This window comes from Bradyrhizobium sp. 159, assembly GCF_023073795.1.
Classification (GTDB): Bacteria; Pseudomonadota; Alphaproteobacteria; order Rhizobiales; family Xanthobacteraceae; genus Bradyrhizobium.
Genome location: NZ_JADPKE010000051.1, coordinates 27,247 through 51,416 on the forward strand (window position 1 = coordinate 27,247; position 24,170 = coordinate 51,416).

Annotated in this window: 25 protein-coding genes and 1 riboswitch; of the genes, 9 read left to right on the forward strand and 16 right to left on the reverse strand. The window is 65.6% G+C overall.

Annotated elements, in window-relative coordinates; genetic code table 11:
* Positions 1-85 precede the first annotated feature (85 nt).
* Positions 86-748, reverse strand: coding sequence for a methionine biosynthesis protein MetW (gene metW / locus IVA96_RS13645; RefSeq protein WP_247279682.1), 663 nt, complete (start codon positions 746-748; stop codon positions 86-88).
* 1 nt (position 749) lies between these two features.
* A complete protein-coding gene (locus tag IVA96_RS13650) occupies positions 750-1,952 on the reverse strand; it encodes a homoserine O-acetyltransferase (RefSeq protein WP_247279683.1) in 1,203 nt (400 codons plus the stop codon).
* Between the two features lie 90 nt (positions 1,953-2,042).
* Positions 2,043-2,122: riboswitch (SAM riboswitch) on the reverse strand.
* 205 nt (positions 2,123-2,327) lie between these two features.
* On the opposite strand from IVA96_RS13650, the gene IVA96_RS13655 reads away from it, so the two are divergent.
* From IVA96_RS13655 to IVA96_RS13665, 3 genes are read left to right on the forward strand one after another with little or no spacing between them, the layout of a single operon-like run.
* Positions 2,328-3,176 (forward strand): chorismate mutase, encoded by an 849-nt coding sequence (locus IVA96_RS13655; RefSeq protein ID WP_247279684.1) that lies wholly within the window; start codon positions 2,328-2,330, stop codon positions 3,174-3,176.
* A 33-nt stretch (positions 3,177-3,209) separates the two neighbouring features.
* Entirely contained in the window at positions 3,210-4,307 is a 1,098-nt protein-coding gene (gene hisC / locus IVA96_RS13660) for a histidinol-phosphate transaminase (RefSeq protein WP_247279685.1), read from the forward strand.
* Positions 4,304-5,239: a prephenate/arogenate dehydrogenase family protein gene (locus IVA96_RS13665; RefSeq protein ID WP_247279686.1), complete on the forward strand. Its 936-nt coding sequence runs from the start codon at positions 4,304-4,306 to the stop codon at positions 5,237-5,239. Before hisC ends, IVA96_RS13665 begins: the two co-directional genes overlap by 4 nt.
* A 109-nt stretch (positions 5,240-5,348) precedes the next feature.
* Here IVA96_RS13665 and IVA96_RS13670 read toward each other — a convergent pair whose 3' ends face one another.
* On the reverse strand, positions 5,349-6,533 hold the full coding sequence (locus IVA96_RS13670) for a DUF2125 domain-containing protein (protein ID WP_247279687.1): 1,185 nt from the start codon (positions 6,531-6,533) through the stop codon (positions 5,349-5,351).
* Between the two features lie 211 nt (positions 6,534-6,744).
* Here IVA96_RS13670 and IVA96_RS13675 point away from each other — a divergent pair, with 211 nt between their 5' ends.
* The gene (locus IVA96_RS13675; RefSeq protein WP_247279688.1) at positions 6,745-7,356 is read left to right on the forward strand and encodes a gamma-glutamylcyclotransferase; all 612 of its coding nucleotides are present in this window, start codon (positions 6,745-6,747) and stop codon (positions 7,354-7,356) included.
* On the opposite strand, the gene IVA96_RS13680 is transcribed toward IVA96_RS13675, so the two are convergent.
* The 4 genes from IVA96_RS13680 to ftsE all read right to left on the reverse strand — a co-directional run bounded on the left by IVA96_RS13680 (position 7,353) and on the right by ftsE (position 10,643).
* Entirely contained in the window at positions 7,353-8,126 is a 774-nt protein-coding gene (locus IVA96_RS13680) for a lysophospholipid acyltransferase family protein (RefSeq protein WP_247279689.1), read from the reverse strand. The two genes, IVA96_RS13675 and IVA96_RS13680, sit on opposite strands and share 4 nt — an antisense overlap.
* Positions 8,127-8,148: 22 nt before the next feature.
* Positions 8,149-8,853 (reverse strand): YdcF family protein, encoded by a 705-nt coding sequence (locus tag IVA96_RS13685; RefSeq protein ID WP_247279690.1) that lies wholly within the window; start codon positions 8,851-8,853, stop codon positions 8,149-8,151.
* A gap of 169 nt (positions 8,854-9,022) precedes the next feature.
* Entirely contained in the window at positions 9,023-9,991 is a 969-nt protein-coding gene (locus tag IVA96_RS13690) for an ABC transporter permease (RefSeq protein ID WP_247279691.1), read from the reverse strand.
* Entirely contained in the window at positions 9,984-10,643 is a 660-nt protein-coding gene (gene ftsE / locus IVA96_RS13695) for a cell division ATP-binding protein FtsE (protein ID WP_247279692.1), read from the reverse strand. The genes IVA96_RS13690 and ftsE overlap by 8 nt, the downstream gene beginning before the upstream one ends.
* 179 nt (positions 10,644-10,822) lie before the next feature.
* Between ftsE and IVA96_RS13700 the strand changes: the two genes are divergently transcribed.
* Positions 10,823-11,701, forward strand: a complete 879-nt coding sequence (locus IVA96_RS13700) for an MJ0042-type zinc finger domain-containing protein (RefSeq protein ID WP_247279736.1) — start codon at positions 10,823-10,825, stop codon at positions 11,699-11,701.
* 46 nt (positions 11,702-11,747) lie between these two features.
* Entirely contained in the window at positions 11,748-12,122 is a 375-nt protein-coding gene (locus tag IVA96_RS13705; RefSeq protein WP_100232458.1) for a response regulator, read from the forward strand.
* Between the two features lie 157 nt (positions 12,123-12,279).
* Here IVA96_RS13705 and IVA96_RS13710 read toward each other — a convergent pair whose 3' ends face one another.
* The gene (locus IVA96_RS13710; protein ID WP_247279694.1) at positions 12,280-13,431 is read right to left on the reverse strand and encodes a DUF4175 family protein; all 1,152 of its coding nucleotides are present in this window, start codon (positions 13,429-13,431) and stop codon (positions 12,280-12,282) included.
* Positions 13,419-15,401 carry a TIGR02302 family protein gene (locus IVA96_RS13715; protein WP_247279695.1) on the reverse strand — a complete coding sequence of 661 codons (1,983 nt, stop codon included), beginning with the start codon at positions 15,399-15,401 and terminating at the stop codon, positions 13,419-13,421. The genes IVA96_RS13710 and IVA96_RS13715 overlap by 13 nt, the downstream gene beginning before the upstream one ends.
* A gap of 169 nt (positions 15,402-15,570) precedes the next feature.
* On the opposite strand from IVA96_RS13715, the gene IVA96_RS13720 reads away from it, so the two are divergent.
* The gene (locus IVA96_RS13720) at positions 15,571-15,954 is read left to right on the forward strand and encodes a carboxymuconolactone decarboxylase family protein (protein WP_247417819.1); all 384 of its coding nucleotides are present in this window, start codon (positions 15,571-15,573) and stop codon (positions 15,952-15,954) included.
* A 144-nt stretch (positions 15,955-16,098) separates the two neighbouring features.
* Positions 16,099-17,004 (forward strand): NAD(P)-dependent oxidoreductase, encoded by a 906-nt coding sequence (locus tag IVA96_RS13725; RefSeq protein ID WP_247279697.1) that lies wholly within the window; start codon positions 16,099-16,101, stop codon positions 17,002-17,004.
* Between the two features lie 146 nt (positions 17,005-17,150).
* Here IVA96_RS13725 and lysA read toward each other — a convergent pair whose 3' ends face one another.
* From lysA to argH, 3 genes are all read right to left on the reverse strand, one after another.
* Positions 17,151-18,416, reverse strand: a complete 1,266-nt coding sequence (lysA, locus tag IVA96_RS13730) for a diaminopimelate decarboxylase (RefSeq protein WP_247279698.1) — start codon at positions 18,414-18,416, stop codon at positions 17,151-17,153.
* 23 nt (positions 18,417-18,439) lie between these two features.
* A complete protein-coding gene (locus IVA96_RS13735) occupies positions 18,440-18,733 on the reverse strand; it encodes a lipoprotein (protein ID WP_247279699.1) in 294 nt (97 codons plus the stop codon).
* A gap of 94 nt (positions 18,734-18,827) precedes the next feature.
* The gene (gene argH / locus IVA96_RS13740) at positions 18,828-20,225 is read right to left on the reverse strand and encodes an argininosuccinate lyase (protein WP_247279700.1); all 1,398 of its coding nucleotides are present in this window, start codon (positions 20,223-20,225) and stop codon (positions 18,828-18,830) included.
* 105 nt (positions 20,226-20,330) lie between these two features.
* Here argH and IVA96_RS13745 point away from each other — a divergent pair, with 105 nt between their 5' ends.
* A complete protein-coding gene (locus IVA96_RS13745) occupies positions 20,331-20,996 on the forward strand; it encodes a TlpA disulfide reductase family protein (protein WP_247417824.1) in 666 nt (221 codons plus the stop codon).
* Between the two features lie 5 nt (positions 20,997-21,001).
* On the opposite strand, the gene IVA96_RS13750 is transcribed toward IVA96_RS13745, so the two are convergent.
* The 4 genes from IVA96_RS13750 to IVA96_RS13765 all read right to left on the reverse strand — a co-directional run bounded on the left by IVA96_RS13750 (position 21,002) and on the right by IVA96_RS13765 (position 24,081).
* On the reverse strand, positions 21,002-21,196 hold the full coding sequence (locus IVA96_RS13750) for a hypothetical protein (RefSeq protein ID WP_028182113.1): 195 nt from the start codon (positions 21,194-21,196) through the stop codon (positions 21,002-21,004).
* A gap of 114 nt (positions 21,197-21,310) precedes the next feature.
* Positions 21,311-22,192 (reverse strand): 3-hydroxybutyryl-CoA dehydrogenase, encoded by an 882-nt coding sequence (locus IVA96_RS13755; RefSeq protein WP_247279737.1) that lies wholly within the window; start codon positions 22,190-22,192, stop codon positions 21,311-21,313.
* A gap of 195 nt (positions 22,193-22,387) precedes the next feature.
* On the reverse strand, positions 22,388-23,332 hold the full coding sequence (locus IVA96_RS13760; RefSeq protein WP_247279702.1) for an FAD-binding protein: 945 nt from the start codon (positions 23,330-23,332) through the stop codon (positions 22,388-22,390).
* Positions 23,332-24,081, reverse strand: a complete 750-nt coding sequence (locus IVA96_RS13765) for an electron transfer flavoprotein subunit beta/FixA family protein (RefSeq protein ID WP_247279703.1) — start codon at positions 24,079-24,081, stop codon at positions 23,332-23,334. The genes IVA96_RS13760 and IVA96_RS13765 overlap by 1 nt, the downstream gene beginning before the upstream one ends.
* Between the last annotated feature and the right edge of the window lie 89 nt (positions 24,082-24,170).

Sequence of the window (24,170 nt, forward strand, 5' to 3'; positions counted from 1 at the left end):
GCCGAAGCCTTGGCGAAGGCGGCAAGCCGGGCGATGACAGTTGAGCGCGTTGATGGGGCTCGCCCAAATCTCGAATGACGAGAAACTATTTGCCCCCGCCCCTGCTCAGCAGAAACACGCCCTGCTCGCCGAACATGTTCCACACCCACCATGGCAGGTTCAGCGGCACCGGGCGGCCGTAGAGGTCGAGCGCGACCGAGCGCTCCATCTTGACGTTGATCTGGTCGCAGAGCTCGACAAAATCCTTGATGGTGCAGAAGTGGATGTTGGCGGTGTCGTACCAGGTTGCCGGCAGATTCTCCGTACGCGGCATGTGACCGCCGATCAGGAGCTGGAGCCGCATCTTCCAGAAGCCGAAATTCGGAAACGACACGATGGCGCGGCGGCCGATGCGCAGCAGGTTCTCCAGCACCACCCGCGGCTGCCGCGTCGCCTGCAGCGTCTGCGACAGGATCACGTAATCGAAGGCGTCGTCGGGATAGTTGACGAGGTCGGTATCGGCATCGCCCTGCACCACCGCGAGCCCCTTGGCGACGCAGCGGTTGACGCCCTCGCGCGACAGCTCGATGCCGCGGCCGTCGATCCCACGCGTTTCCAGCAGCTGGAGCAGATCGCCCTCGCCGCAGCCGACGTCGAGCACCTTCGAGCCCGGCTTGACCATCTCGGCAACGAGCAGATGATCGGCGCGAAACTGACCGGACGGCCCCGTCGCAACGCCGTTCAGCGGCAGCACCTCCTGTACCGACATCTTAGCCACCTTTGCCGTTGAGACCGCGGGCCTTGCCCGCGGATTGCAGGAAGGCCCGCGAGATGTCGAAGAATTCGGGGACGTCGAGCAGGAAGGCGTCGTGGCCGCGATCGGTCTCGATTTCGGCGAACGACACCCGAGCGCTTGATGCATTCAGCGCGTGCACCAGCGCGCGCGATTCCGATGTCGGGAACAGCCAGTCGCTGGTGAAGGAGACCACGCAGAAGCGGGTCTTGATGCCCACGAACGCCTTTGCCAGCACGCCACCATGATCGGCGGCGATGTCGAAATAATCCATCGCGCGCGTCAGATAGAGATAGGAATTGGCATCGAAGCGCTCGACGAAGGACGAGCCCTGATAGCGCAAATAGGACTCGACCTGAAAGTCGGCGTCGAACGAAAAGGTCGGCAGCTCACGGTCCTGCATGCGGCGGCCGAATTTCCGGTGCAGCGCAGCGTCTGAGAGATAGGTGATGTGCGCCGCCATCCGTGCCACCGCGAGGCCGCGATGCGGGTGGATACCATGGTCGGCATAGCCGCCATTGCGCCAATCGGGATCGGCCATCACGGCCTGGCGGCCGAGCTCGTGGAAGGCGATGTTCTGCGCCGAGTGCCGCGTCGAGCACGCGATCGCCAGCGCGGAGTACACGCGGGCAGGATAGGCCGCGGTCCATTGCAGCACCTGCATGCCTCCCATCGAGCCGCCCACCACCGCGAACAGCGTGTCGATGCCGAGCCGGTCGATCAGCATCGCCTGCGCGCGTACCATGTCGGGAATGGTGATGACGGGGAAATCGAGACCCCAGACCTTGCCCGTCGCGGGATTGATCGAAGCCGGCCCGGTCGAGCCCATGCAGCCGCCGATCACGTTGGAGCAGATGATGAAGTAGTGTTGAGGATCAAGCGGACGGCCGGGGCCGACCAGCGTCTCCCACCAGCCGGGCTTGCCGGTGACCGGATGCACGTTGGCGACATGCTGGTCGCCGGTCAGCGCATGGCAAACCAGAATGGCGTTGGAGCGATCGGCGTTCAGCTCGCCATAGGTCTGGTAGGCGATCTGGAACGGGGAGAGATCGATGCCGCAATCGAGCCGCAGCGGCTGATCGGCGCCGAAATGCATAACCTGCGAACTCGGATGATCTACCTCGTGCGATCGATCGTCGGCGCTGATCGCGGGACTCGGAATCGACTTGACGCTACCCATCTGAGCATCGACCTCGTTTGCGATCAGACTTACGACCGCAGTGACATCAGGCCATGAAAAACCCGGCCTGAACGATAGGTTCGGCCGGGATCGGAAGCGTCCCCGGCCTGTTTAGCGAGTTTTTTAACGTGGCTGCAAGCCGGCCGGCTCAAATGACCACGGAACAGGCAAAAACTTACTGTCTGGAGCGGTCTTCGTCAAGCCGCGGTCCGGATTAACCCAATTCGTCCCTGATACGTCGCCTGAAAAGGCCCAGCTTCTCCTCGCATTTCTCTTTGCTTTCGCGGCCTATCCTGCCTAATCAGGACATCGACCGCAGCGGTGACGGCACTGACCGATCCGCATTGGAACGCCTCTGAACAGCCGTTGTCAGTCATGTCCCAACGTCCGCCCGCGCCGCCATCGCTTCAGGAATTGCGCAAGGAGATCGACGCGATCGACGAGGGCATGCATCGCCTCCTGATGCAGCGCGGCGACATCATCCACCGCCTGATCCAGGTGAAGCAGACCCAAGAGGTCGGCTCCGCATTCCGGCCGGCGCGCGAGGCCGCCATGATGCGCGACCTCGTCCAGCGTCATCGCGGCATCCTGCCGCTCGACACGGTCGAGAGCATCTGGCGCGTCATCATCTCGACCTTCACCTATGTGCAGGCGCCGTTCTCCGTGCATGCCGACATCTCGGTGAGCGAGCCGGCGATGCGCGATTCCGCGCGCTTCCACTTCGGCTTCACCGTGCCCTACGTCGCGCATTTCAGCGCGCAGGCCGCAGTCGAGGCGGTGGCGAAATCCAAGGGCGACCTGGCGCTGGTCTCGGCGACCTCGAGCCGCACGCCGTGGTGGCTGGAGCTGGAAGCCGACGGCGCGCCCAAGATCATCGCGCGGATGCCGTTCGTCGAGCGCGCCGACCATCCGGCTGCACTGCCGGTGTTCGCGATCTCGCGCGTCGCCGACAGCGCGCTGGTGACTGAGGTCGAGACCTTCAGCGTGCGCGTCTCCGGCTGGAACGCCGAGGTCGCGCGCGCCCTGTCGCCGCTTGCCGAAATCGTGGCGGTGCCCGATACTGCCTTCGACGGCGCCGCCCTGCTGGTTTCGGTCACGAGCGCGACCAGCATCGACAAGATCAGGGCTGCCCTGATCGAGGCAGGGGCCTCGGTGCGCTCCACGGCCCTCGTCGGCAGCCACGCAACGCGCTATACGGTGCCCCCGACAGGGCCGAAATCGTAAGTCGCGAGCCGTCCCGCCAATCCGGAGTTGAAGATGTCCCGCCCCGTGCCGAATCCCGGCATTCTCGATATTGCGCCCTACACGCCCGGCAAGAGCCCGGTGCCGGAGCCGGGCCGCAAGGTGTTCAAGCTCTCGGCCAACGAGACGCCGTTCGGGCCCTCGCCGAAGGCGATCGAGGCGTTCAAGCGAGTGGCGGATCATCTGGAGGATTATCCGGAAGGCACCTCGCGCGTGCTGCGCGAAGCGATCGGCCGCAGCTTCGGTCTCGACCCCAACCGCATCATCTGCGGCGCCGGCTCCGATGAGATCCTCAATCTGCTCGCGCACACTTATCTCAGCCAGGGCGACGAGGCGATCTCGACCACCCACGGCTTCCTGGTCTACCCGATCGCGACGATGGCGAACGGGGCCAAGAACGTGGTGGCGCCCGAAACCAACTTCACCGCCGACGTCGACGCCATCCTCAACGCCGTGACACCGCGGACAAAGCTGGTCTGGCTCGCCAATCCCAACAACCCGACCGGCACCTATCTGCCGTTCGACGAGGTCAAGCGCCTGCGCGCCGGACTGCCGTCGCAGGTGCTGCTGGTGCTGGACGCCGCCTATTGCGACTACGTCTCGCGCAACGATTACGAGATGGGAATCGAGCTCGTCGCCACCACCGAGAACACGGTGGTGACGCACACCTTCTCCAAGATCCACGGACTTGCGGCGCTGCGCATCGGCTGGATGTTCGGCCCCGAGCACATCATCGACGCAGTCAACCGCATCCGCGGTCCCTTCAACGTGTCGACGCCGGCGATGTATGCCGCGGTCGCCGCGATCGAGGACACCGCGCACCAGGCGATGTCGAAGCAGTTCACCGAGACCTGGCGCAACCGGCTGACCGAGGAGATCGGCAAGCTCGGGCTGAAGGTGACGCCGAGCGTCGCCAATTTCGTGCTGATCCACTTCCCGACCGACAAGGGCCAGACCGCGGATGATGCCGACGCCTTCCTCACCAAGCGGGGCCTGGTGTTGCGCGCGCTGAAGAATTACGGCCTGCCGCATGCGCTGCGCATGACCATCGGCACCGAGGAGGCCAACCGCCTCGTGGTTGAGGCCTTGCGCGACTTCATGGGCGGCAAATGAGCGCGCAGGCGCACTTCCAGCGCGTCGCGCTGATCGGCTTCGGCCTGATCGGCGGCTCGATCGCGCGCGCTGCGAAGCTCCAGGGCTTGGCGGGTGAGATCGTCACCACCGCGCGCTCGGAAAAGACGCGCGCGCGGGTCGCCGAGCTCGGCATCGTCGACCACGTCGTGGCGACCAACGCGGAAGCGGTGAAGGATGCCGATCTCGTCATCCTCTGCATTCCCGTCGGCGCCTGTGGCGAGGTCGCGCGGGAGATCGCCGCGCATCTCAAGCCGGGTGCGATCATCTCCGATGTCGGCTCGGTCAAGGGCGCGGTGGTCAGGGACATGGCCCCGCATCTGCCGCAGGGCGTTCATTTCGTGCCGGCGCATCCGGTCGCGGGCACCGAGCATTCGGGTCCGGATTCGGGCTTCGCCGAGCTCTTCATCAACCGCTGGTGCATCCTCACGCCACCGGAAGGCGTCGATGCTGCTGCCACCGATCGCCTGCGCGCGTTCTGGGCGGCAATGGGCGCCAAGGTCGAAATCATGACGCCGGATCATCATGATCTCGTGCTCGCGATCACCAGCCATTTGCCGCATCTGATCGCCTACACCATCGTCGGTACCGCCGACGAGCTGGCGCAGGTGACGGAATCCGAGGTGATCAAATTCTCCGCCGGCGGCTTTCGCGATTTCACCCGCATCGCGGCCTCCGACCCGACGATGTGGCGCGACGTCTTCCTCGCCAACAAGGAGGCCGTGCTGGAGATGCTCGGCACCTTCACTGAGGACCTCGCCAAGCTCACCCGCGCGATCCGCCGCGGCGACGGCGAAGCTCTGTTCGACCACTTCACCCGCACCCGCGCCATCCGCCGCGGAATCGTCGAGATCGGCCAGGATTCGGCCGCGCCCGATTTCGGCCGGCCGCACGCTGCGCTGAAGAAGCCGTAGCTTCGCTCCCGTCATTCCGGGGCGCGCGAAGCGCGAACCCGGAATGACGAGATTTGCGGCTCGAGATTCCGGTTCATTCGCTTCGCAAATGCTCCGGAATGACGGCGAGTCAATACAGCGGCGGGATCTGGCCGACCTTGACCGGACCGAGCAGCACGGCGCCGTCGACGAATTTTAGCGGAAAGCTTCTCGCCTTCTTGCCCTCGAGCGTGCTCTCGGTGCCGATCGAATTGATGCCGGCGGCGACGCCGGCATTGGCGTTCTGCTTGATGACCTTGCCGAGGCCCGGAACGGCGCGGTCGAGGGCGCCGAAGAGATTGTTGAGATCCTGCGACTTCACGCCCGGCGCGACGCGGTCGAGCGTTGCCTGCGGTACACCCTCCTCCAGTATCTTCTCGATGCCGAGCGCCGGGATCACGCGCTCGAGGCCCGTCACCGTCATCTGCAATTCGCCGTCGAGCCGGCCACTGGCCGAGAGGCCGAGCGTGCCGGCCGCAACCGCGATCATCTCGCCCTGCTGGATCCGCGACTGCACGATCTCGATATGGCCGCCGGCGGCCTGGATCTCGCGGAAGCGCTGCGGCCAGGGTTTTGGCGTGACGTCCGTAAGGCCCGTGACCTTCGCGCGCGTGTCCGCCTCGAACGGCTCGGCGAGCAAGGGATGAACGCCCTGGATGCTGCCCTGCGCGACATGGAGCACCGTCTCGATGACCGGATGATCGGACGACGATCCGTCCGCGAGGCGGCCGTGCAGCTCGACCTGCTTGGCGCGCGCGAGCGGCACCTGCACGCTGCCGTCGAGACGGTTGAGGCCGGGATCGTCGAACACGATGGAGGCGCGATCCGGCACGGCCGGCAGACCGACCACGCTGGCGCGGCCCTTGCTCCAGTTCACCACGAAGGTGTTTTGCGTGACGCCGTCAGTCAGCGTCGCCGGCGCGGAGAACTCCGCGATGACGAGCTTGGGGTCGTAGACCTGGGCGACGACCAGGATGTTGTCGAGCTTCGCCGTAAACGGCGTCTTGCTCGCATTCTGCGACACCAGGGCGACGCTGGCGCCGGAGCACTGGACCTCGAAGCGGAACGGGAATCCCGCGATCGAGCGCTTGGCGCAATCATAGACGCGTCCGGATTTGGCCTCCTGCGCGCGCCAGGCGTCTGCGGCGATTTCGGCCTGCGACGCCGCGTAGAACCAGAAACAGCTCCAGGCGACCGCGAGGATCAGGACGAGAGCGGGCGCGATGAAAAGGCCCCAACGGGAGCGACGGCCTGTCGCAACGGTCATATTGGACATGCGGCGACCCTTTGACCCCAGATTCAGGCAAATGTAAGCGAGGTCCGCCCCCGACGAAAGGCGGAGAATCCGCTTCGCTTGGGGGCACGGTTCTGCTAAAGCGCGGCGCGATTTGGAAAAATCGTCATCGCGCTTTAGCTCCTTGTTTGAGCATGATCTTTTCGGAAAGCCGCTTCACACTTTTCCGGATCATGCTTTAGCCGTGCCCGAAATGTCGGAAATCACCCTCCCCTCCGTCACCACCGCCAAGGGCGACCTCTGGGTGTTCGGCTACGGCTCGCTGATGTGGCGGCCGGGGTTCGAATTCGAGGAGCGCGTCCCGGCGCGGCTGGTCGGCGAGCATCGCGCGCTGTGCGTCTATTCCTTCGTGCACCGCGGCACGCCGGAAAAGCCGGGCCTGGTGCTCGGGCTCGACCGCGGCGGCGCCTGCCGCGGCATCGCCTTCCGCGTCGCCGAGAAGAACCGCAGCGAGGTCGTCGCCAATTTGCGGGCACGCGAGCAGGTCACCTCGGTCTACCGCGAGGTCATGCGCTCAGTATGGCTGGAGAACGATGCGCGGCAGCGCGTCTCCGCACTCACTTATGTCGTCGACCGCGGTCATGTCCAATATGCCGGCCGGCTCTCGCTCACCGAGCAGCACCGCCATGTCATCCAGGGCCATGGCCAGTCCGGCGCCAATCGCGACTACGTCACCGCGACGGTGAAAGCGATCGAGGCCGAAGGCTTTCGCGACACGCAGCTGCACCAGCTTGCGACGATGCTGCACGGCGATGCGCATTCCCTGCACGCGCCGGCGCCGACCGAAGATCGAGAGAACCGCTAACTGTCCGACCGCGCGTAGCTCGGCGCGGAGCCGATCAAGTGCTCCTGCTCTTTCCGGCCGGCTTCGACGAGACGGCCGGTCGCGTCTTCGATCGCCGTCTGCACGCGCGCGCGAAACTCGTCCTTCGGCAGGCCCGACGGCAGTGGATCGAGGAATTCCACCACCAGCGTGCCAGGATAGCGCATGAAGGTGCGGCGCGGCCAGAACAGGCCGGAATTGAGCGCGACCGGCAGGCACTGCACGCCGCAGGAGGAGTAGATCTGCGCAAACCCTGTCTTGTAGGCGGGGGCAGCGCCCGGCGCACGGCGCGTGCCTTCCGGAAAGATCACGAGCTGGCGGCCGCCGCGCACGGCCTCGCGCGCCCGCCGCGTCATGTCCAGCAGCGCCTTCACGCCGGCATTGCGATCGATCGCGATCATGCCGGTCTTGACCAGGAATTGACCAAAGACCGGGATCTGCATGAGCTGGCGCTTGAGGATGAAGATCGGGTGATCGAAAAAGCCGGGTAGCACGAACGTCTCCCAGAACGACTGGTGCTTTGCCACGACCAGCAACGGTCCCTGCGGGATCTTCTCGACCCCGCGGAATTCCACCTTGATGTTGCAGATCACGCGCATCAGGATCAGCGTCGCCTTCGCCCACCATTCCGCGACCGTCAGCATGGCGCGCGGCGGCAATGCGAAGGTCGGCAGCGCCACGATCGCCAGGCACACCAGCACGGCGTAGAACAGCACGTTGAACACGAGCGAGCGCAGGAAAATCAGGAACATCGACGATCCGATCAATTGCCGGTCAATTGGCCTGTGCTGTGGCGGGCCGCTTCGGCTGCACGCCCACAGGCTGCTCCGACACTTCGGGCGAAAGGTCAATCCCGAAATTCTCCAGCCGCACCCTGAGCTCGGCCGCGACGTACTTGGCGTATTCCGACAGCAGCAGCCGCAACGTCGGCGCCGAAGTCCACCACGGCTCCTCGCGCCATTTGTCCCCGACCACCGCGAACGGGATCAATGTGGTCTGCGGCATCGCATGGGAGAATTCCACCAGCGCGCGGGGCATGTGATAGTTCGAGGTGACCACGATCAGCGATTTGAACTGGCGCCCCTCGGCCCAGCGCCGCGCCTCCGCCGCATTGCCGCGCGTCGAGAGCGCGGTGCGGTCGAGGTCGACGCAGCAGGTCATGAAGGAGTGGTTCTCCGGCAGGGTGCGGGAGATGTCGCTCGCCGTCGAAGTCGGATGCACGCCCGATATCAGGAGCCTCCTGCCGTAGCCGGCAGCGAGCAGCTCCATCGCGTCCGACACCCGGGAGGAGCCGCCGGTCAGCACCACGATGCCGTCCGCCTTGCGATCCGGCACCATCTCGGCGCCGCGCAATTGCGACAGGAACGCAACGAAGCCTGCTGCCGCGCCGATGAAGGCAAGCGCGATCGTCGACACGATTGCCGCGCGCAGCCAGCCGCGCGGCAGTTTTGGCGATCGATCGTCGGTCGGCGAGGTCATGCGATGTCGGTGATCCCTTCCCAGAGGTGATTTTAAGACGTTTTGAGGCGAAGTGGAGTCTGGTTATTGGGCTCTGCGAGCGGAAGGCACACCTCCTCTCGCCGCGTCGCCAGTGCGCTCCCGCTCCCCGCCAGCGGCGAGAGGCGAAGAAGCCGCTATCACCCAACACTCAATCGATATCATTCAGCGTCGCGAACAGCGTCTGGCGGGAGGCGACCGCGGTGATGGCGCCGATCAGCACCGCCTGGACCGCGAGCACGATGTAGCCGGATGGCCGCAGCGAGAAGGTGCCGAGCAGCGCGGCGAACTGATCGCCGACAGGGGTGCCGGAGAACCAGCCGGCGATCGACTCGGAGAAGCCGAACACCAGCATGGCGGCGCCGCCCCCGATCACGCCGCCCTCCAGGCCCAGCCTGAGGAAGTGGCGCAGGAAGCGGTTGGCGATGTAACGGTCGCCGGCGCCGACGAAATGCAGGACCTCGACGATCGGGCGGTTCGCCGCCATGGCGCCGCGGGTCGCGAACGAAACCGAGATGATGGTGGCGATGATGACGAGGGCGAGAATGCCGATGCCGGCGAGCACGGTGGCGTTGGTCATCGAGCGCATGCGCTCGATCCAGGCGCGATGATCGTCGACACTCGCGCTCGGCGCCACCTGGGTGACCCGCGCGCGCAGGACGCCGAGATCGAGCGGCGTGCCCGGCTGCACGCGCGCGATGATCATGCGCGGCACCGGCAGATCGTCCATCGACAGGCCGGTGCCGAGCCAGGGCTCGAGCAGCTTGCCGCTTTCGTCCTTGCTGAACGGCTTGACCTCGACGATGCCGGCTTGCGCGCGCATCGCCTCCGTCACCGCCGCGGTATCGCGTTCGAGATCGCGGCCAGCCTGCGGACGGACCTGGATGGTGATTTCGCTCGCGACCTCCGACTGCCATTCGGCGGCGGAAGCGCTGACCAGCAGCACCGTGCCGGTCGTCATCGAGGCGAGGAAGGTCATGATGGCGACGACGGCGACCAGCGCGCGGCCGTGGATCGAGGCACGCGGCACGATCGGCGACATGTTGCGCGCCTGGGCCGGAAGCTGCGGACGCTCCTGCCCGAGGTCAACCAGCACGCCGCGCTCGTCGGTCCTACTCATAGACGTGCAGCCGTCCCTGATGCAGCACCAGGCGCCGCGCCTCGTACTGGTCCATCAGGCCGATGTCATGGGTCGCGATAATGACGGCCGTGCCTGATTTGTTGAGCTCGATGAACAGCCGCAGCAGGCGGCGGCCGAGCGTCGGGTCGACGCTGCCGGTCGGCTCGTCCGCGAGCAGCAGCTGCGGGCGCGAGATCACGGCGCGGGCGATCGCCGCGCGCTGCTTTTCGCCGCCGGACAGGATCGGCGGCAGCGCATCCATGCGATCGCCGAGGCCGACCCAGCGCAGAAGATCGATGACCTCCTTGCGATAGCTCGACTCGCTACGCCCCATGACGCGGAATGGCAGCGCGACGTTTTCATAGGTCGTCATGTGGTCGAGCAGGCGGAAATCCTGGAGCACGATGCCGATGCGCTTGCGCAGGTCGGCGATCTCGTCCTTGCCGAGCCGCGAGATGTCCTGGCCGAACAGATTGACGAGGCCCCGCGTCGGCCGATGCGACAGGAACAACAGGCGCAACAGCGAGGTCTTGCCGGCGCCGGACGGTCCGGTGAGGAACTGGAAGGAATGCGCCGGGATCTGGAAGTTGAGGTCGCGCAGAACCTCCGGCCCCAGACCGTAACGCAATCCGACATTTTCGAACCGAACCAAGCTCAGCTCCGTTCGAGAAGGGGCGCGGGCCACACGGCTGCACCCCGCCAAACGCGACTAACGGGTTTTGCGACCGTTATGGTTTCCGGTTCGTTAACGCTCGCCCGGTAGCATAAGAGCAACCCGGTTCTCCGCGACCGTGACATCGTCAAGACCAGTCCATGCATCAAGGCTCGTCCATGCATATCGTCTGCCCTCATTGTACGACATCCTACGCCATCAAGCCTGCGAGCCTGGGTGCGAACGGCCGGACAGTGCGCTGCTCCCGTTGCAAGGAGACCTGGGTCGCCCATGCCGAGGATGCGATCGAGGAGGCGTCCATCCCGGCCATGGCTGCGGCAAGCCAGGCCGAGGACCAGGCCGACCTCGCCGCGCAGTGGAACTCATACGCCAAGGACGATAGCACCCCCGACACTCCGGTTGTCGAAAGCCCCTCGATCGCCAGCGACTGGCCGACCGAGGACACCAAGGAGATCGAGGACGAGTGGTCGGCGGCGGCCCGGGCCGTCGAGGAGGACGTCGCCGGCGCGCAGCACCAGTCCTGGTTCCGCGGCCTGTTCCGTCGCCGCGGCGCGCGGGTCAGTCGCCCGGCCGCCACCGCGGCGCCGCGAAAATCCCATTTCGGCCTGCCGACCGGCTGCGCCGCCATGGGCGCGCTGGTGCTGGCACTGGTGATCTGGCGCGGCGACATGGTGCGGCTGCTGCCGCAGACGGCGGCGTTCTACAAGATGGTGGGGCTCGAGGTTAATCTGAGAGGGTTGGCCTTCAAGGACGTCAAACTATCCAGCGAGACCGTGGACGGTAAGCAGGTGCTGGTGATCGAGGGCGTGATCGTCGGCGAGGGCAAGAAGCCGCTCGACATCCCGCGCCTGCGCTTCGCCGTGCGCGACGCGCAAGGAGCGGAGATCTACGCCTGGAACACGGTGCTGGAGCAGACCGTGCTGCGGCCCGGCGAGCGCGCCTTCTTCCGCTCGCGCCTGGCCTCGCCGCCGCCGGAAGGCCGCAATATCGACGTTCGCTTCTTCAACCGGCGCGACATTGCCGGCGGCAGCGTATAATCAGCCTCACAAGATCCGCGCGGGAGTTGGTCCCGAGGTTTGTCTGATGCCGAAAATCCTGATCGCCGACGACGAGGATTCGATGCGCACGCTGGTGGCGCGCGCCATCGCCATGGACGGCCACGAGACCGTCACCGCGCAAGACGGCGCCGAGGCGCTGGAGATCCTGACCCGCGAGGACGGGGCGTTCGACCTGCTGCTCACCGACATCCAGATGCCCGTCATGGACGGCATCGCGCTCGCCCTCTCCGCCGCGCGCGATTTCCCCGACCTGACCATTCTCTTGATGACCGGATTTGCCGACCAGCGCGAGCGCGCCTCGAACCTCAATGCGCTGGTGCATGACGTCGTGACAAAACCGTTCTCGGTCGCCGACATCCGCACCGCCGTGGCGGATGCGCTGGCGGCGAGGAAGGGGTAGCGGGCGGCATTAGCCAAGCATACCGCTGTCATGCTCCGCGAAGGCGGGGCATCCAGTACGCTGTCGCCTATCGTTCGGATCACAATTGTGTCGGAATACTGGATGGCCCGCCCCAGTGCGCAAGCGCACAAGGCGGGCGATGACATCGAGTGTGAGGTCAAAAATCCTTGAGCAGGCGCTCGATATAGTCGAGCTCGATCTGCGGGCGCGAGGTATCGCCTAAGCGGCGGCGGAGCTCTTCGAGGATGCGGCGGACACGCTGGGCGTCGATCTCGCCGGGGATCTTGACGGTGTAGTCGTCGCTGAGATCGCGGCCGTGAAGCGGACGGCCCAGCGGATCGGTCTGATTGGCGCCGCTCTGCTGACGGCCGGCCCGATTGCCGGGACCATCGCCCTGCCCGTCGCCGTCGCCCTGCTGCATGGCCTCGGCCATCTTCTGCGCGCCCTTGCGCAAGGCATCGAGGGCCTTGCCCTGCGAATCCACGGCGCCGTCGGCGTTGCCCTCGCCGAGTTTCGACCCGGCATCGCCCATGGCCCCGTCGGCGTCGTCCAGACTGCTGTCTTCGTCGCCCTGGTCGCCGTCCTGATCGCCATTCTGGCCGGGCTGGCCCTGGTCGCCCTGCTGACCCTTCTGCCCTTTCTGACTCTGACCTTTTTGTCCCTTCTGCGCGAGGCCGCGCTTGGCGAGTTCGTCCTGCAACTTCTTCAGACGGTCGCGCAGCGCCTGCTGGTCCTGCTGGAGGTCCGACATCGACTGGTCGCCCTGCTGCTTGCCGCGCGAGCGGTCGCGCCGGGAGTCCTGGCCCTGCTTGAACGTCTTGTCGCGCAATTGCTGCTGCTTGCGGATCATGTCGCTGAGCTCGTTGAGCGCCTGCTCCATGTCGCTGTCGCCGGATTGCCCGGGCTGCGCCATCTGGAGATTTTCCATGATCTGCGCGAGCTGCTCGAGCATGCGCTGGGCCGCCTCGCGGTTGCCTTCGCGCGCCGCCTTCTCGATCTGCCTCAGGAGGTCGTCCAGATCGCGCTGCGTGATGACATTGCGATCGCGGCTGGAGGATTGGCTGCGTTCCGTCGCCCGCTTGTACTCCTCCAGCTTCTGGATGGCGTCAGACTGATTGCTCAGGCTCTTGCCGGATTCCTTCTGCCTGAGGCTGTCGCCGGACTCCTGCATCGCCTTTTCGGCGCTGTCGAGCAGCGCGTCAGGATCCTGATCCAGCTGGGCAGCGACCGGCGAGACGCCGCAGAGCAGCAGGGCGACACATGCGATCGACATCGCCTTTAAGACTGGCACGCGTGCTAGCTTCCGCATTTCCGGTCCCGCGTAAACTGGTTGGTCTTGTCGTCCCCCGTCTTGTTGGCACGGCTGCTTGCCGACTTCCGATAGGCCTGAAGCTGCTCGCGCAATGTGTCCTGCTGCTGCGCCAGCTCTTCGAGCTGCTCGGGCGTCGCATGCTGGGTCTTCTGTCGCAGCTCGATCGCCTTGTCGAGGATGAGCTGGACCTCCGCGGGGAACGGCTGCCGCGCTCCGAGCGGATTTTGCTCGGCGCGCCGGGCGAGGTCGCGCACCTTGCCGGCCATGGCCTCGCGGAGCTTTTGCGTCAGCACCCTGATCTCGTCCTCGCTGGCGCCGCGTTCCAGCGCCGCCTTGAGCGCGTCCTGCGCCGAACGCAGCGCCGCGTTGACGCTGCCGGCGACGCCGTCGTCCTCGATGGTGACCGCGAACGCCCACATGCTCGCCACCACCTCGCGCAGCGCCTCGTCGGTGCGGGCCGCCTCGAGCTGGGACGCCAGGCTGCGCAGGCCGAGATAGCAGCCGGCATCCGGCGTGAACAATTCGGGCGCGATCATCAGCGCGTCGAGCGCGGTGTAGACGTCGGAATTCCTGTTGGCGTCGAGCGCGAGGATGCGGCGCTGCTCGATCAGCGCGCGCGCGAGCGAGTTCGTGAACAGCCGTTCGGGCAGGCGCATGTTGAAGGGCTCGCTTCGCGCCTCGTTGCCGGCCTCGTCCTTGGCGGTGAGCGTCAGCGTGACCTCGGCGCCGGCATAGGGATCCTCGCTGAGGTCCTTCACCGTCTGGCCGACGCCGTTACGGGTGCGCGCGTTCGGCAGCACGAGCGGGAATTGCGGCGGCTGGAACAGCGGCCGCGCCGCGCCTTTGCCGTCGGCGTCCTTGCTGTTGTCCTTGTTATCCTTGGCGGTATCTTTGGCGCCATACTTGCCGGCATCCTTGGCGTCGGCGGGGCGCAGCGCAATGTGCGCGTCGGCACCGGTGACGCCGTAATCGTCCTCGATCTTGTAGGAGAGCTGGAGCGCGCCGCGTGCCTGCCGCTCGGGGTCCTTGGCGAGCGCGATTGTCGGGGGACGGTCCGGTGTCGCCGTGAAGGTCCATTGCGGCTGGCCGGAGGGCGCGCGGACATGCGCGGTGCCGTCGGCGGCGATGGCAAAGTGCTTTTCGTTGGTGCCCTTGGGCGCGGCTTCCACCGGGGCGACCTCCTTGAGGCCGCCGGAGACCGCGACATCGAGGCTGCCGCCGGAGGAGCGCACGATCAGGGTCGAGCCGGCGGGGACGGCAAGCGGTCCGCTGGCCGGCAATGCCGCGGCTTCCTTGTTGGCGGCCGACAGGATGACCGGCGGCTTGCCGGTGTAAAGCGGGGGCGTCACCCAAGCGTCGACGCGAACATTGGTCGGGGCCAGCACGCCATTCCAGTCAAAGGCGGCCCGGAGCCGCATCGCGCGCTCGTCGCCGGCGGCGAAGAAGGTCGCAACCAGCATCACCATGACGAGTGCACGCAGCGCCCAGGGATCGTGAAACGCGAGCCGCGGATGCGGCAGACCGGCGCGGATGCGCTTGAGCGAGGCCAGCGTGCGCTCGCGTTGCGCCTGCCACAGCGCCTTGGCAACCGGGTCTTGTGAGCTCAGCGTGTCCGTGAGCGTGGTGGCCGGGCGGTGACGGATGCCGGAGCCACGGTCGAGCCGGCTCAGCGCCTCATCACGGCCTGGCCAGCGAAAGCGAATCAACGGGAACAGGGCAGCAATCGCGATGCCGGCGAAGATGACGAGACCGATCGCGCGGGCGACAAACGGCAAGGACAGCCAAAGGCCGGCCCAGGACACCACCAGGAAAAGGCCGGCGACAGTCAAAAGCCGCGCCAAATTCGGCCAAGCACGCTCCCACGCGATGGCATAGGTCGCCCGATCGAGGGCCTGCGCCAGCTTCAGCCGCGACAGAGCGTCGCCCTCGCGGATCGGGTCTGACGGGTCGGGGGTGACGCCGTTCAATCAGCTCTCCAGGTTGCCCGGTAGAGCGAAGCCTACCACAACGGCAGCACTGAGGCATCCATTCCGGCACGGGAGACACCCCTTTTCCCGCATAACACGAGGACGTGACTGGCCCGGCGCAACCCCGTAATTTCCGCGACGCCATTCCGAGGAAAACGAAGGAAACGCCATGGACAAGAAGATGCACGACAAGGGCCTAGAAGTCCGCAAAGCAGTGCTGGGCGAGGCCTATGTCAACAACGCCCTGACGAACGTCGACGATTTCAACCGTCCGTTCCAGGAGATGCTCAACGAATATTGCTGGGGCGCGGTGTGGGGCCGCGAGGAACTGCCGCGCAAGACCCGCAGCATGCTCAACATCGCGATGATCGCGATCCTCAACCGCCAGCACGAGCTCCGCGCGCATCTGAAGGGCGCACTGACCAACGGCGTCACCCGGGAGGAGATCCGCGAGATCCTGATGCAGGTCGCGATCTATGGCGGCATGCGGGCCGCCGTCGACAGCTTCCGCATCGCGCGCGAGGTGTTTGCGGAGATCGATGGAAAGGCGTGAGGGCGAGCCACCGCCGCCGTCATCCCGGACAAGCGTCAGCGCAAATCTCGATCGGCGCGCGCTTGAGCCGCGCTTGTCCGGGACGACTCCGAGGGTGGAGTGCGCATCTTTCACGACAACGAATAACAAACCCAAGGAAACAGCATGGACATCGGATTCATCGGGCTCGGAAACATGGGTTTCCCGATGGCGCGACGGCTGATTGAGGCCGGACACCAGCTCGTCGTGTTCGACACGCGCAAGGAGGTCGTCGACAGGCTGATGGCACGCGGCGCGACGGCTGCGACATCACCCAAGGATGTCGCCGACCAGGTCGAGACGGTGATGGCGAGCCTGCCATCGCTGCAGGCCTCGCTCGAGGTCGCGACGGGCGCAAACGGCGTGATCGAGGGCAGGCGCGCGAAACGCTTCGTCGATCTGTCGACGGTCGGCTCGCAAATGGCTTCGAAGATTCACGGCCTGCTCGCCAAACGCAACATCGTGCAGGTCGACTGCCCCGTGTCCGGCGGGGTCGGCGGCGCCGAGAAAGGCACGCTGGCGGTGATGGTCTCCGGCCCGAAAGCCGAGTTCGAGCTGCTCAAGCCGGCGCTCGACGTGATCGGAAAGGTGTTCTTCATCGGCGAGAAGCCGGGCGCAGCGCAGACCATGAAGCTCGCCAACAATTTCCTGTCGGCCACGGCCATCGTGGCAACGTCGGAAGCCGTCGTGATGGGTGTCAAGGCCGGGCTCGATCCCGCCGTGATGATCGACGTCATCAATGCGGGCTCGGGCATGAACACGGCGAGCCGCGACAAGTTTCCGCGTTCGGTTCTGCCGCGCACCTTCGACTTCGGTTTCGCCACGGGATTGATGGTGAAGGACGTGCGGCTGGCGCTGGAGGAGATGAAGCAGCTCGGGCTGTCGATGGAAGTCGCTGATGCCGTAGGACGGTTGTGGGAGACGGTGATCAGCGCGGAAGGCGCCGAGTCCGACTTCACCGCGGCAATCAAGCCGATCGAGAGGAAGGCGGGGGTTGTGGTTGGAGCGAAGGGCGAGTTGACGGGGAAGTAGCGAAGTGCAGATGCAGCACCCGCCACTCGAGGGAGAGGTCTGGCGAAGATTCGTCGTTAGCAGCTTCGCGCGACACGCCCTCGGGGATTATGGATCCTGGCTGTCGCACGACGACACTGAATTTGTGGCGGCCCGCCGTCGTGCTGTCACAGCCAAGGCGCCGGCGTATCCATCGCGATCAGCTGTTCGACCTCGATGCGCGGGCGCACCACGGCGTATTGCTCGCCCTTCACCAGCACCTCCGGCACCAGCGGCCGCGTGTTGTAGGTGCCCGCCTGCACCGCGCCATAGGCGCCGGCGGTCATGATGGCGAGCAGATCGCCCGCCTTTGGCGTCGGCAGCGTGCGGTCGAGGGCGAGATAGTCGCCGGTCTCGCAGACCGGGCCGACGACGTCGGCCGTGATGGTGGCCGCGTCCTTGGCGGGCTGCGTCACCGGCAGGATGTCGTGATGCGCCTCGTACAGCGTCGGGCGGATCAAATCGTTCATGGCAGCGTCGATGATGACGAAATTCTTGCCGTCGCCATGCTTCACGTAGATGACCTTCGTGACCAGGATGCCGGCATTGCCGACGATCATGCGCCCCGGCTCGAACATCAGCGTGCAGCCGAGATTGTGGCTGACGCGCTTGACCATGGCGGCGTACGCGTCGGGTGCCGGCGGCGCCTCGCGATCCATGTAATAGGGAATGCCGAGGCCGCCGCCGAAATCGACATGCGAGATGTTGTGGCCGTCGGCGCGCAGCGTCTGCACGAACTCGGAGAGGATCCGGAACGCGGTCTCCATCTTGGAGAGGTCGGTGATCTGGCTGCCGATATGCACGTCGGTGCCAGTCACCTCGATGCCCGGGAGTCTTGCGGCGCGGGCATAGACCTCGCGGGCATGAGCGATCGGAATGCCGAACTTGTTCTCGGACCTACCGGTGGAGATTTTTGCATGCGTGCCGGCATCGACGTCGGGGTTGACGCGCACGGAGATGCGCGCGGTCTTGCCCATCTCGGTCGCAAGTCGCGACAAGAGCTCGAGCTCGGGCTCGGATTCGACGTTGAGACAGAGGATGTCGGCGGCAAGCGCAGCGCGCAATTCGGTTTCCGTCTTGCCAACGCCCGAGAACAGGATCTTAGCTGGGGGGATGCCCGCGGCCAGCGCACGCTTCAACTCGCCGCCCGAGACGACGTCGGCGCCGGCGCCTAACTTGGCCAGCGTGCGCAGCACCGACTGGTTGGAGTTCGCCTTCATGGCGTAGCAGACCAGCACCTTCTCGCCGGCGAAGGCCTCCGTGAAGACGCGGTAGTGCCGCTCCAGCGTCGCGGTCGAATAGCAATAGAAGGGCGTGCCGACGGTTGCGGCCAGCTCGGACAGGTTCACCGCCTCGGCGTGCAGCACGCCGTTGCGATAGTCGAAATGGTTCATGGCGCAGGCTCGGTTGTCCCGGCTTATTTCCGGCCGGGAGGTTCGTCCAGGAGCGGGTCGAGAATAAACGATTTCTTCCTGCCCTTGGCCGCCGCGGGCGCGGCGTCCACACCGTAGGTGGGATTGAACACGCTCGGCGTCCCCTGGGCTTCGGTCTCGGTGTCGGTCGGCGCCGCACCGTTGGCCGTGGGCGCATTGGAGGCGGTCGGCGGCAGATCCAGCGGACCCTTGCGTCCGCAGCCGGCGAGCGCCAGCGCCGTCAGACTAAGGACAATGATGGCCCACCCCGAGCCGGCCGGGCGAAACTTTGACGTCACGACGAAATCCCCACTACGCGGCGCGCACCATACAGAGATTGGTGCGCTCTGGCGAGAGCCCGCATGACCATGAAAAACAAGCCAAATTTTGCCATTAGCCCGCTTTTCGCTGCTTTTCCAGCCGCTTCGCCCAAGCCTTGGCCTGCGACGCCACGTTCTTCGGCGCGGTGCCGCCAAAGCTGGTCCGGCTCTTCACCGACGATTCGACCGAGAGCACGCCGAGCACGTCTTTGGTGATCTTGGGCTCGATCGCCTGCATCTCCTTCAGCGGCAGCTCGTGCAGCGCGACGCCGCCTTCGGCGGCCTTGGCCACGATCCGGCCGGTGACGTGGTGGGCCTCGCGGAACGGCATCTTCAGCGTCCGCACCAACCAGTCGGCGAGATCGGTCGCGGTGGCGTAACCCTCGCCCGCGGCCGCCTTCATCCTCGCTTCGTCGGGCGCGAGGTCGCGGACCATGCCGGTCATCGCGCGGATCGCCAGCGACAACGCGGCAAAACCTTCCATCGCGCCCTGCTTGTCCTCCTGCATGTCCTTTTGATAGGCGAGCGGCAGGCCCTTCATCACGATCAGAAGACCGTTGAGCGCGCCGATCACGCGGCCGGTCTTGGCGCGCACGAGCTCGGCGGCATCCGGGTTGCGCTTCTGCGGCATGATCGAGGAGCCGGTCGTGAATTTATCGCTGAGGCGGATGAGGCCAACCAGCGGCGAGGTCCAGATCACGATCTCTTCGGCAAAGCGCGACATGTGCACGGCGCAGATCGAGGCTGCCGACAGCGTCTCCAGCACGAAGTCGCGATCGGACACCGCATCGAGCGAGTTCGCCATCGGCCGGTCGAAGAGGAGCGCCTTCGCGGTGGCGTGGCGGTCGATCGGGAACGAGGTGCCGGCCAGGGCGGCCGCGCCCAGAGGCGATTCATTGAGCCGCTTGCGCGCGTCCTGAAAGCGGCCGCGGTCGCGCGCGGCCATCTCGACATAGGCAAGCAGGTGGTGGCCGAAAGTGACGGGCTGCGCAGTCTGCAGATGCGTGAAGCCGGGCATCACGGTCGCGGCGTGCTCCAGCGCGCGCTCCACCAGCGCCTGCTGGAACGCGGCCAGCGCAGCATCGGTCTCGTCGATGACGTCGCGGACGAACAGGCGAAAATCGGTCGCGACCTGGTCGTTGCGCGAGCGCGCCGTGTGCAGCCTTCCGGCGGCGGGGCCGATCAGCTCGGACAGCCGGCTCTCGACATTCATGTGAATGTCCTCGAGCGCGCGCTTGAACGCGAAGCCGCCCTTGCCGATCTCTGACAAAATCGTGTCTAGACCCTTGCCGATATTTTTCGCATCAGAGGCGGTGATGATGCCCTGGCTGGCGAGCATCGCGGCGTGGGCCTTGGACGCGGCAATGTCCTGGGCGAACAGGTGACGATCGACGTCGATAGAAACGTTGATCTCCTCCATGATCTCATCGGGACGTTCCGAGAACCGGCCGCCCCACATCTTGTTGCTCATGATCCCCTGCTCACGCCTTGCCTGTCGCTAGTCACGTTTGCTGGCCGCGGCCAGCCGTATTAAGAGGCCCCTGATAGCCACATCTGCGACCGGATGACAAACGATATGCTCGACAAGACGCCCTCCGCCACGCGCCGAATCCCCCTCGTCATCGCCATTGTGGCGATCGGGGGTCTGGGGGGCTTCGCCGCGCTGTACGGGCTGGGCCTGAGCCGGGCGCCGTCAGGCGATCCGGTCTGCCGGTCCGCGGTGGCGACCGCGCAGAAGATCGCCCCGCTCGCCCATGGCGAGGTGGCGGCGCTGACCATGGCGAGCGTCCCCTTCAAGCTGCCAGACCTCGTCTTCGAGGACGCCGACGGCAAGCCGAAGAAGCTGTCTGATTTCCGCGGCAAGACGCTGCTGGTGAACCTGTGGGCCACCTGGTGCGTGCCCTGCCGCAAGGAGATGCCGGCGCTGGATGAGCTCCAGGGCAAGCTGTCGGGCCCGAATTTCGAGGTGGTGGCGATCAACATCGACACCCGCGATCCCGAGAAGCCCAAGACCTTCCTGAGAGAGGCCAATCTGACCCGGCTCGGCTATTTCAGCGATCAGAAAGCCAAGGTTTTTCAGGATCTTAAAGCTGTAGGCCGGGCCTTGGGGATGCCGACATCGGTGCTGGTCGACCCGCAAGGCTGCGAGATCGCGACGATTGCGGGGCCGGCGGAGTGGGCGAGCGAGGACGCGCTCAAGCTGATCCGGGCGGCGACGGGCAAAGCTGCCGCGTCGCTTTAGAGAATTTAGGCCGTGACGTTGAGATTGCCGCCGACGCCGGGGCCTACATTGGCGAGCGAAGGCTGGCCGGCGCCCATCAGCGTCAGGACGGTGGATTTCTCCATGTCCATGTTCTGCTTGGTCAGCGTCGCCGCGATATTCGATTGCAGCGCGCCTTGCTGAGCGGCCAGCATGGTGCTGACCATTGCCATCATGTCCATTACGCGAACCCTCGTACGGCCCTAACCTAGGCGTGAGGGGTTAATGAGAGGTGAGCGAGTTTCCGTGTCCTGGCTCGGCAGCGCTCCGCGCTGCGCCCGGGGCACGAGAGTACCTTACCGCGTCGGCACCGGCTTGGCGCCGCGATAGTCGTAGAAGCCGCGCTGGGTCTTGCGGCCGAGCCAGCCGGCTTCGACGTATTTCACCAGCAGCGGGCACGGGCGGTACTTGGAGTCGGCCAGCCCCTCATGCAGCACCTGCATGATGGAGAGGCAGGTGTCGAGGCCGATGAAATCGGCGAGCTCTAGCGGGCCCATGGGATGATGGGCCCCTAACTTCATCGCGGCATCGATCGCCTCGACATTGCCGACGCCTTCGTACAGCGTGTAGATCGCCTCGTTGATCATCGGCAGCAGGATGCGGTTGACAATAAAGGCCGGGAAATCCTCGGAGACTGCGACCTGCTTGCCGAGCCTGGCGACGAATTCCTTGGATGCCTCGAAGGTCGCATCATCGGTGGCGATGCCGCGGATCAGCTCGACCAGCTCCATCAGCGGCACCGGATTCATGAAGTGAATGCCGATGAAGCGCTCCGGCCGGTCGGTGGCGGCGGCGAGCCGCGTGATCGAGATCGACGACGTGTCGGAGGCGACGATCGCCTCCGGCTTCAACACCGCGCACAGTTCGTGGAAGATCTTGCGCTTGACCTCTTCCTTCTCGACCGCGGTCTCGATCACGAGGTCGCAGTCGGCGAGGTCGTCCAGCTTCTCGGCAAGCTTGATGCGCGCGAGCGCCTTGGCCTTGTCGTCTTCGGTGACGGCCTTTTTGGAGACCTGTCGCGCCAGATTGCCGTTGATGGTGGCCATGCCCGACTTGAGGCGGTCGGCCGAGACGTCATTGAGCACCACGTCGAAGCCGGCCAGCGCCGCAACATGCGCAATGCCGTTGCCCATCTGACCCGCGCCGATCACGCCGACCTTCTTGATCACTGCCGCCATCATGTCATCCACCGGAACGGCGCGCGACGAGCGCGCCCTGCCTATCCCCTCGAGCCGGGAGATCCGATTTAATCAGAACCCTGGCTCGAAACCTAGATTGGATCGCCTCGAAGGCGTGCCCCACGCCAAAGAAAACGCCTCAGAAAAGCAACACCGGCCGGAGTTTATAGCTCCGGCCGGTGTTTTTAGCCCGTTTTACTTGCCGAGCTTGCCGAGTTCGGCCGTCAGCTCCGGAACCGCTTGGTAGAGGTCCGCCACCAGGCCGTAATCGGCGACCTGGAAGATCGGCGCGTCCTCGTCCTTGTTGATCGCGACGATCACCTTGGAGTCCTTCATGCCGGCCAGATGCTGGATCGCGCCGGAAATGCCCACCGCGACATAGAGCTCGGGAGCCACGACCTTGCCGGTTTGGCCGACCTGCCAGTCGTTCGGCGCATAGCCCGCGTCGACCGCCGCGCGCGAGGCACCGACGCCGGCGCCCAGCTTGTCGGCGAGCGGCTCGATGTACTTTGCGAAATTCTCGCGGCTCTGCATGGCGCGGCCACCAGACACGATGATCTTGGCCGAGGTCAGTTCCGGACGGTCGCTCTTGGCGACTTCCTCGCCGACGAACGTCGACAGGCCCGGATCGGCGGCCGCCGCGACGTTCTCGACGGGCGCACTGCCGCCCTCGCCTGCTGCGGCAAAGGTAGAGGTGCGCACCGTGATGACCTTCTTGGCGTCCTTCGACTTCACCGTCTGGATGGCGTTGCCGGCATAGATCGGGCGCTCGAAGGTATCGGGGGCGACCACCTTGATGATCTCCGAGACCTGCATGACGTCGAGCAGGGCTGCTACACGCGGCATCACGTTCTTGAAGCGCGAGGTCGCGGGCGCGACGATCGCGTCATAGCTGGACGCCAGCGACACGACCAGCGCGGCCAGCGGCTCGGCGAGATCGTGCGCGTAGAGCTCGCCATCGGCGAGCAGCACCTTCTTGACGCCGGCAAGCTTGGCGGCGGCATCCGCCGCGGCCTTGGCGTTCAGGCCGGCCACCAGCACCTCGACCTCCGCGCCGAGCGCGGCAGCCGCAGTGAGCGCCTTGTTGGTCGCATCCTTCAACGACGCATTGTCGTGTTCGGCAATCAGAAGCGTCGTCATCAGAGCACCCCGGCTTCGTTCTTGAGTTTCGACACCAGCTCGGCGACGTCCTTGACCTTGACGCCTGCCTTGCGGCCCGCCGGCTCCGTCGTCTTGAGAATCTCGAGGCGCGCAGCGACGTCGACGCCGTAATCGGCGACGGTCTTTTCCGCGATCGGCTTCTTCTTGGCCTTCATGATGTTGGGCAGCGAGGCATAGCGCGGCTCGTTGAGACGCAGATCGGTGGTGACGATCGCCGGTCCCTTCAGCTTCACGGTCTGGAGGCCGCCATCGACTTCGCGCGTGACCTTGAACTCAGAACCTTCGACCTCGAGCTTGGAGGCGAAGGTCGCCTGCGACCAGCCGAGCAGCGCGGCCAGCATCTGGCCGGTCTGATTGGAGTCGTCGTCGATTGCCTGCTTGCCGAGGATGATCAGGCCCGGCTGCTCTTCTTCGGCAACCCTCTTCAGAATCTTGGCCACCGCGAGCGGCTCGACGTTGCCATCGACCTTCACCAGGATGCCGCGGTCGGCGCCCATGGCGAGGCCGGTGCGGATCGTCTCCGACGCCTGTGCGGGTCCGATCGAGACCACCACGATCTCGGTCGCTTTGCCGCCTTCCTTCAGGCGCAGCGCTTCCTCGACCGCGATTTCATCGAACGGGTTCATGGACATTTTGACGTTGGCGAGTTCAACGCCCGATCCATCGCCCTTGACGCGGACCTTGACGTTGTAATCGACCACCCGCTTTACCGGCACTAAGACCTTCATCGATCCTCTTTCACTCAATTTGGGAAGGGGTTATCAACTGGCGCGGAACCTAAAGGCCTGATCAGGCCCGGTCAACGCGCGAAGGGCCA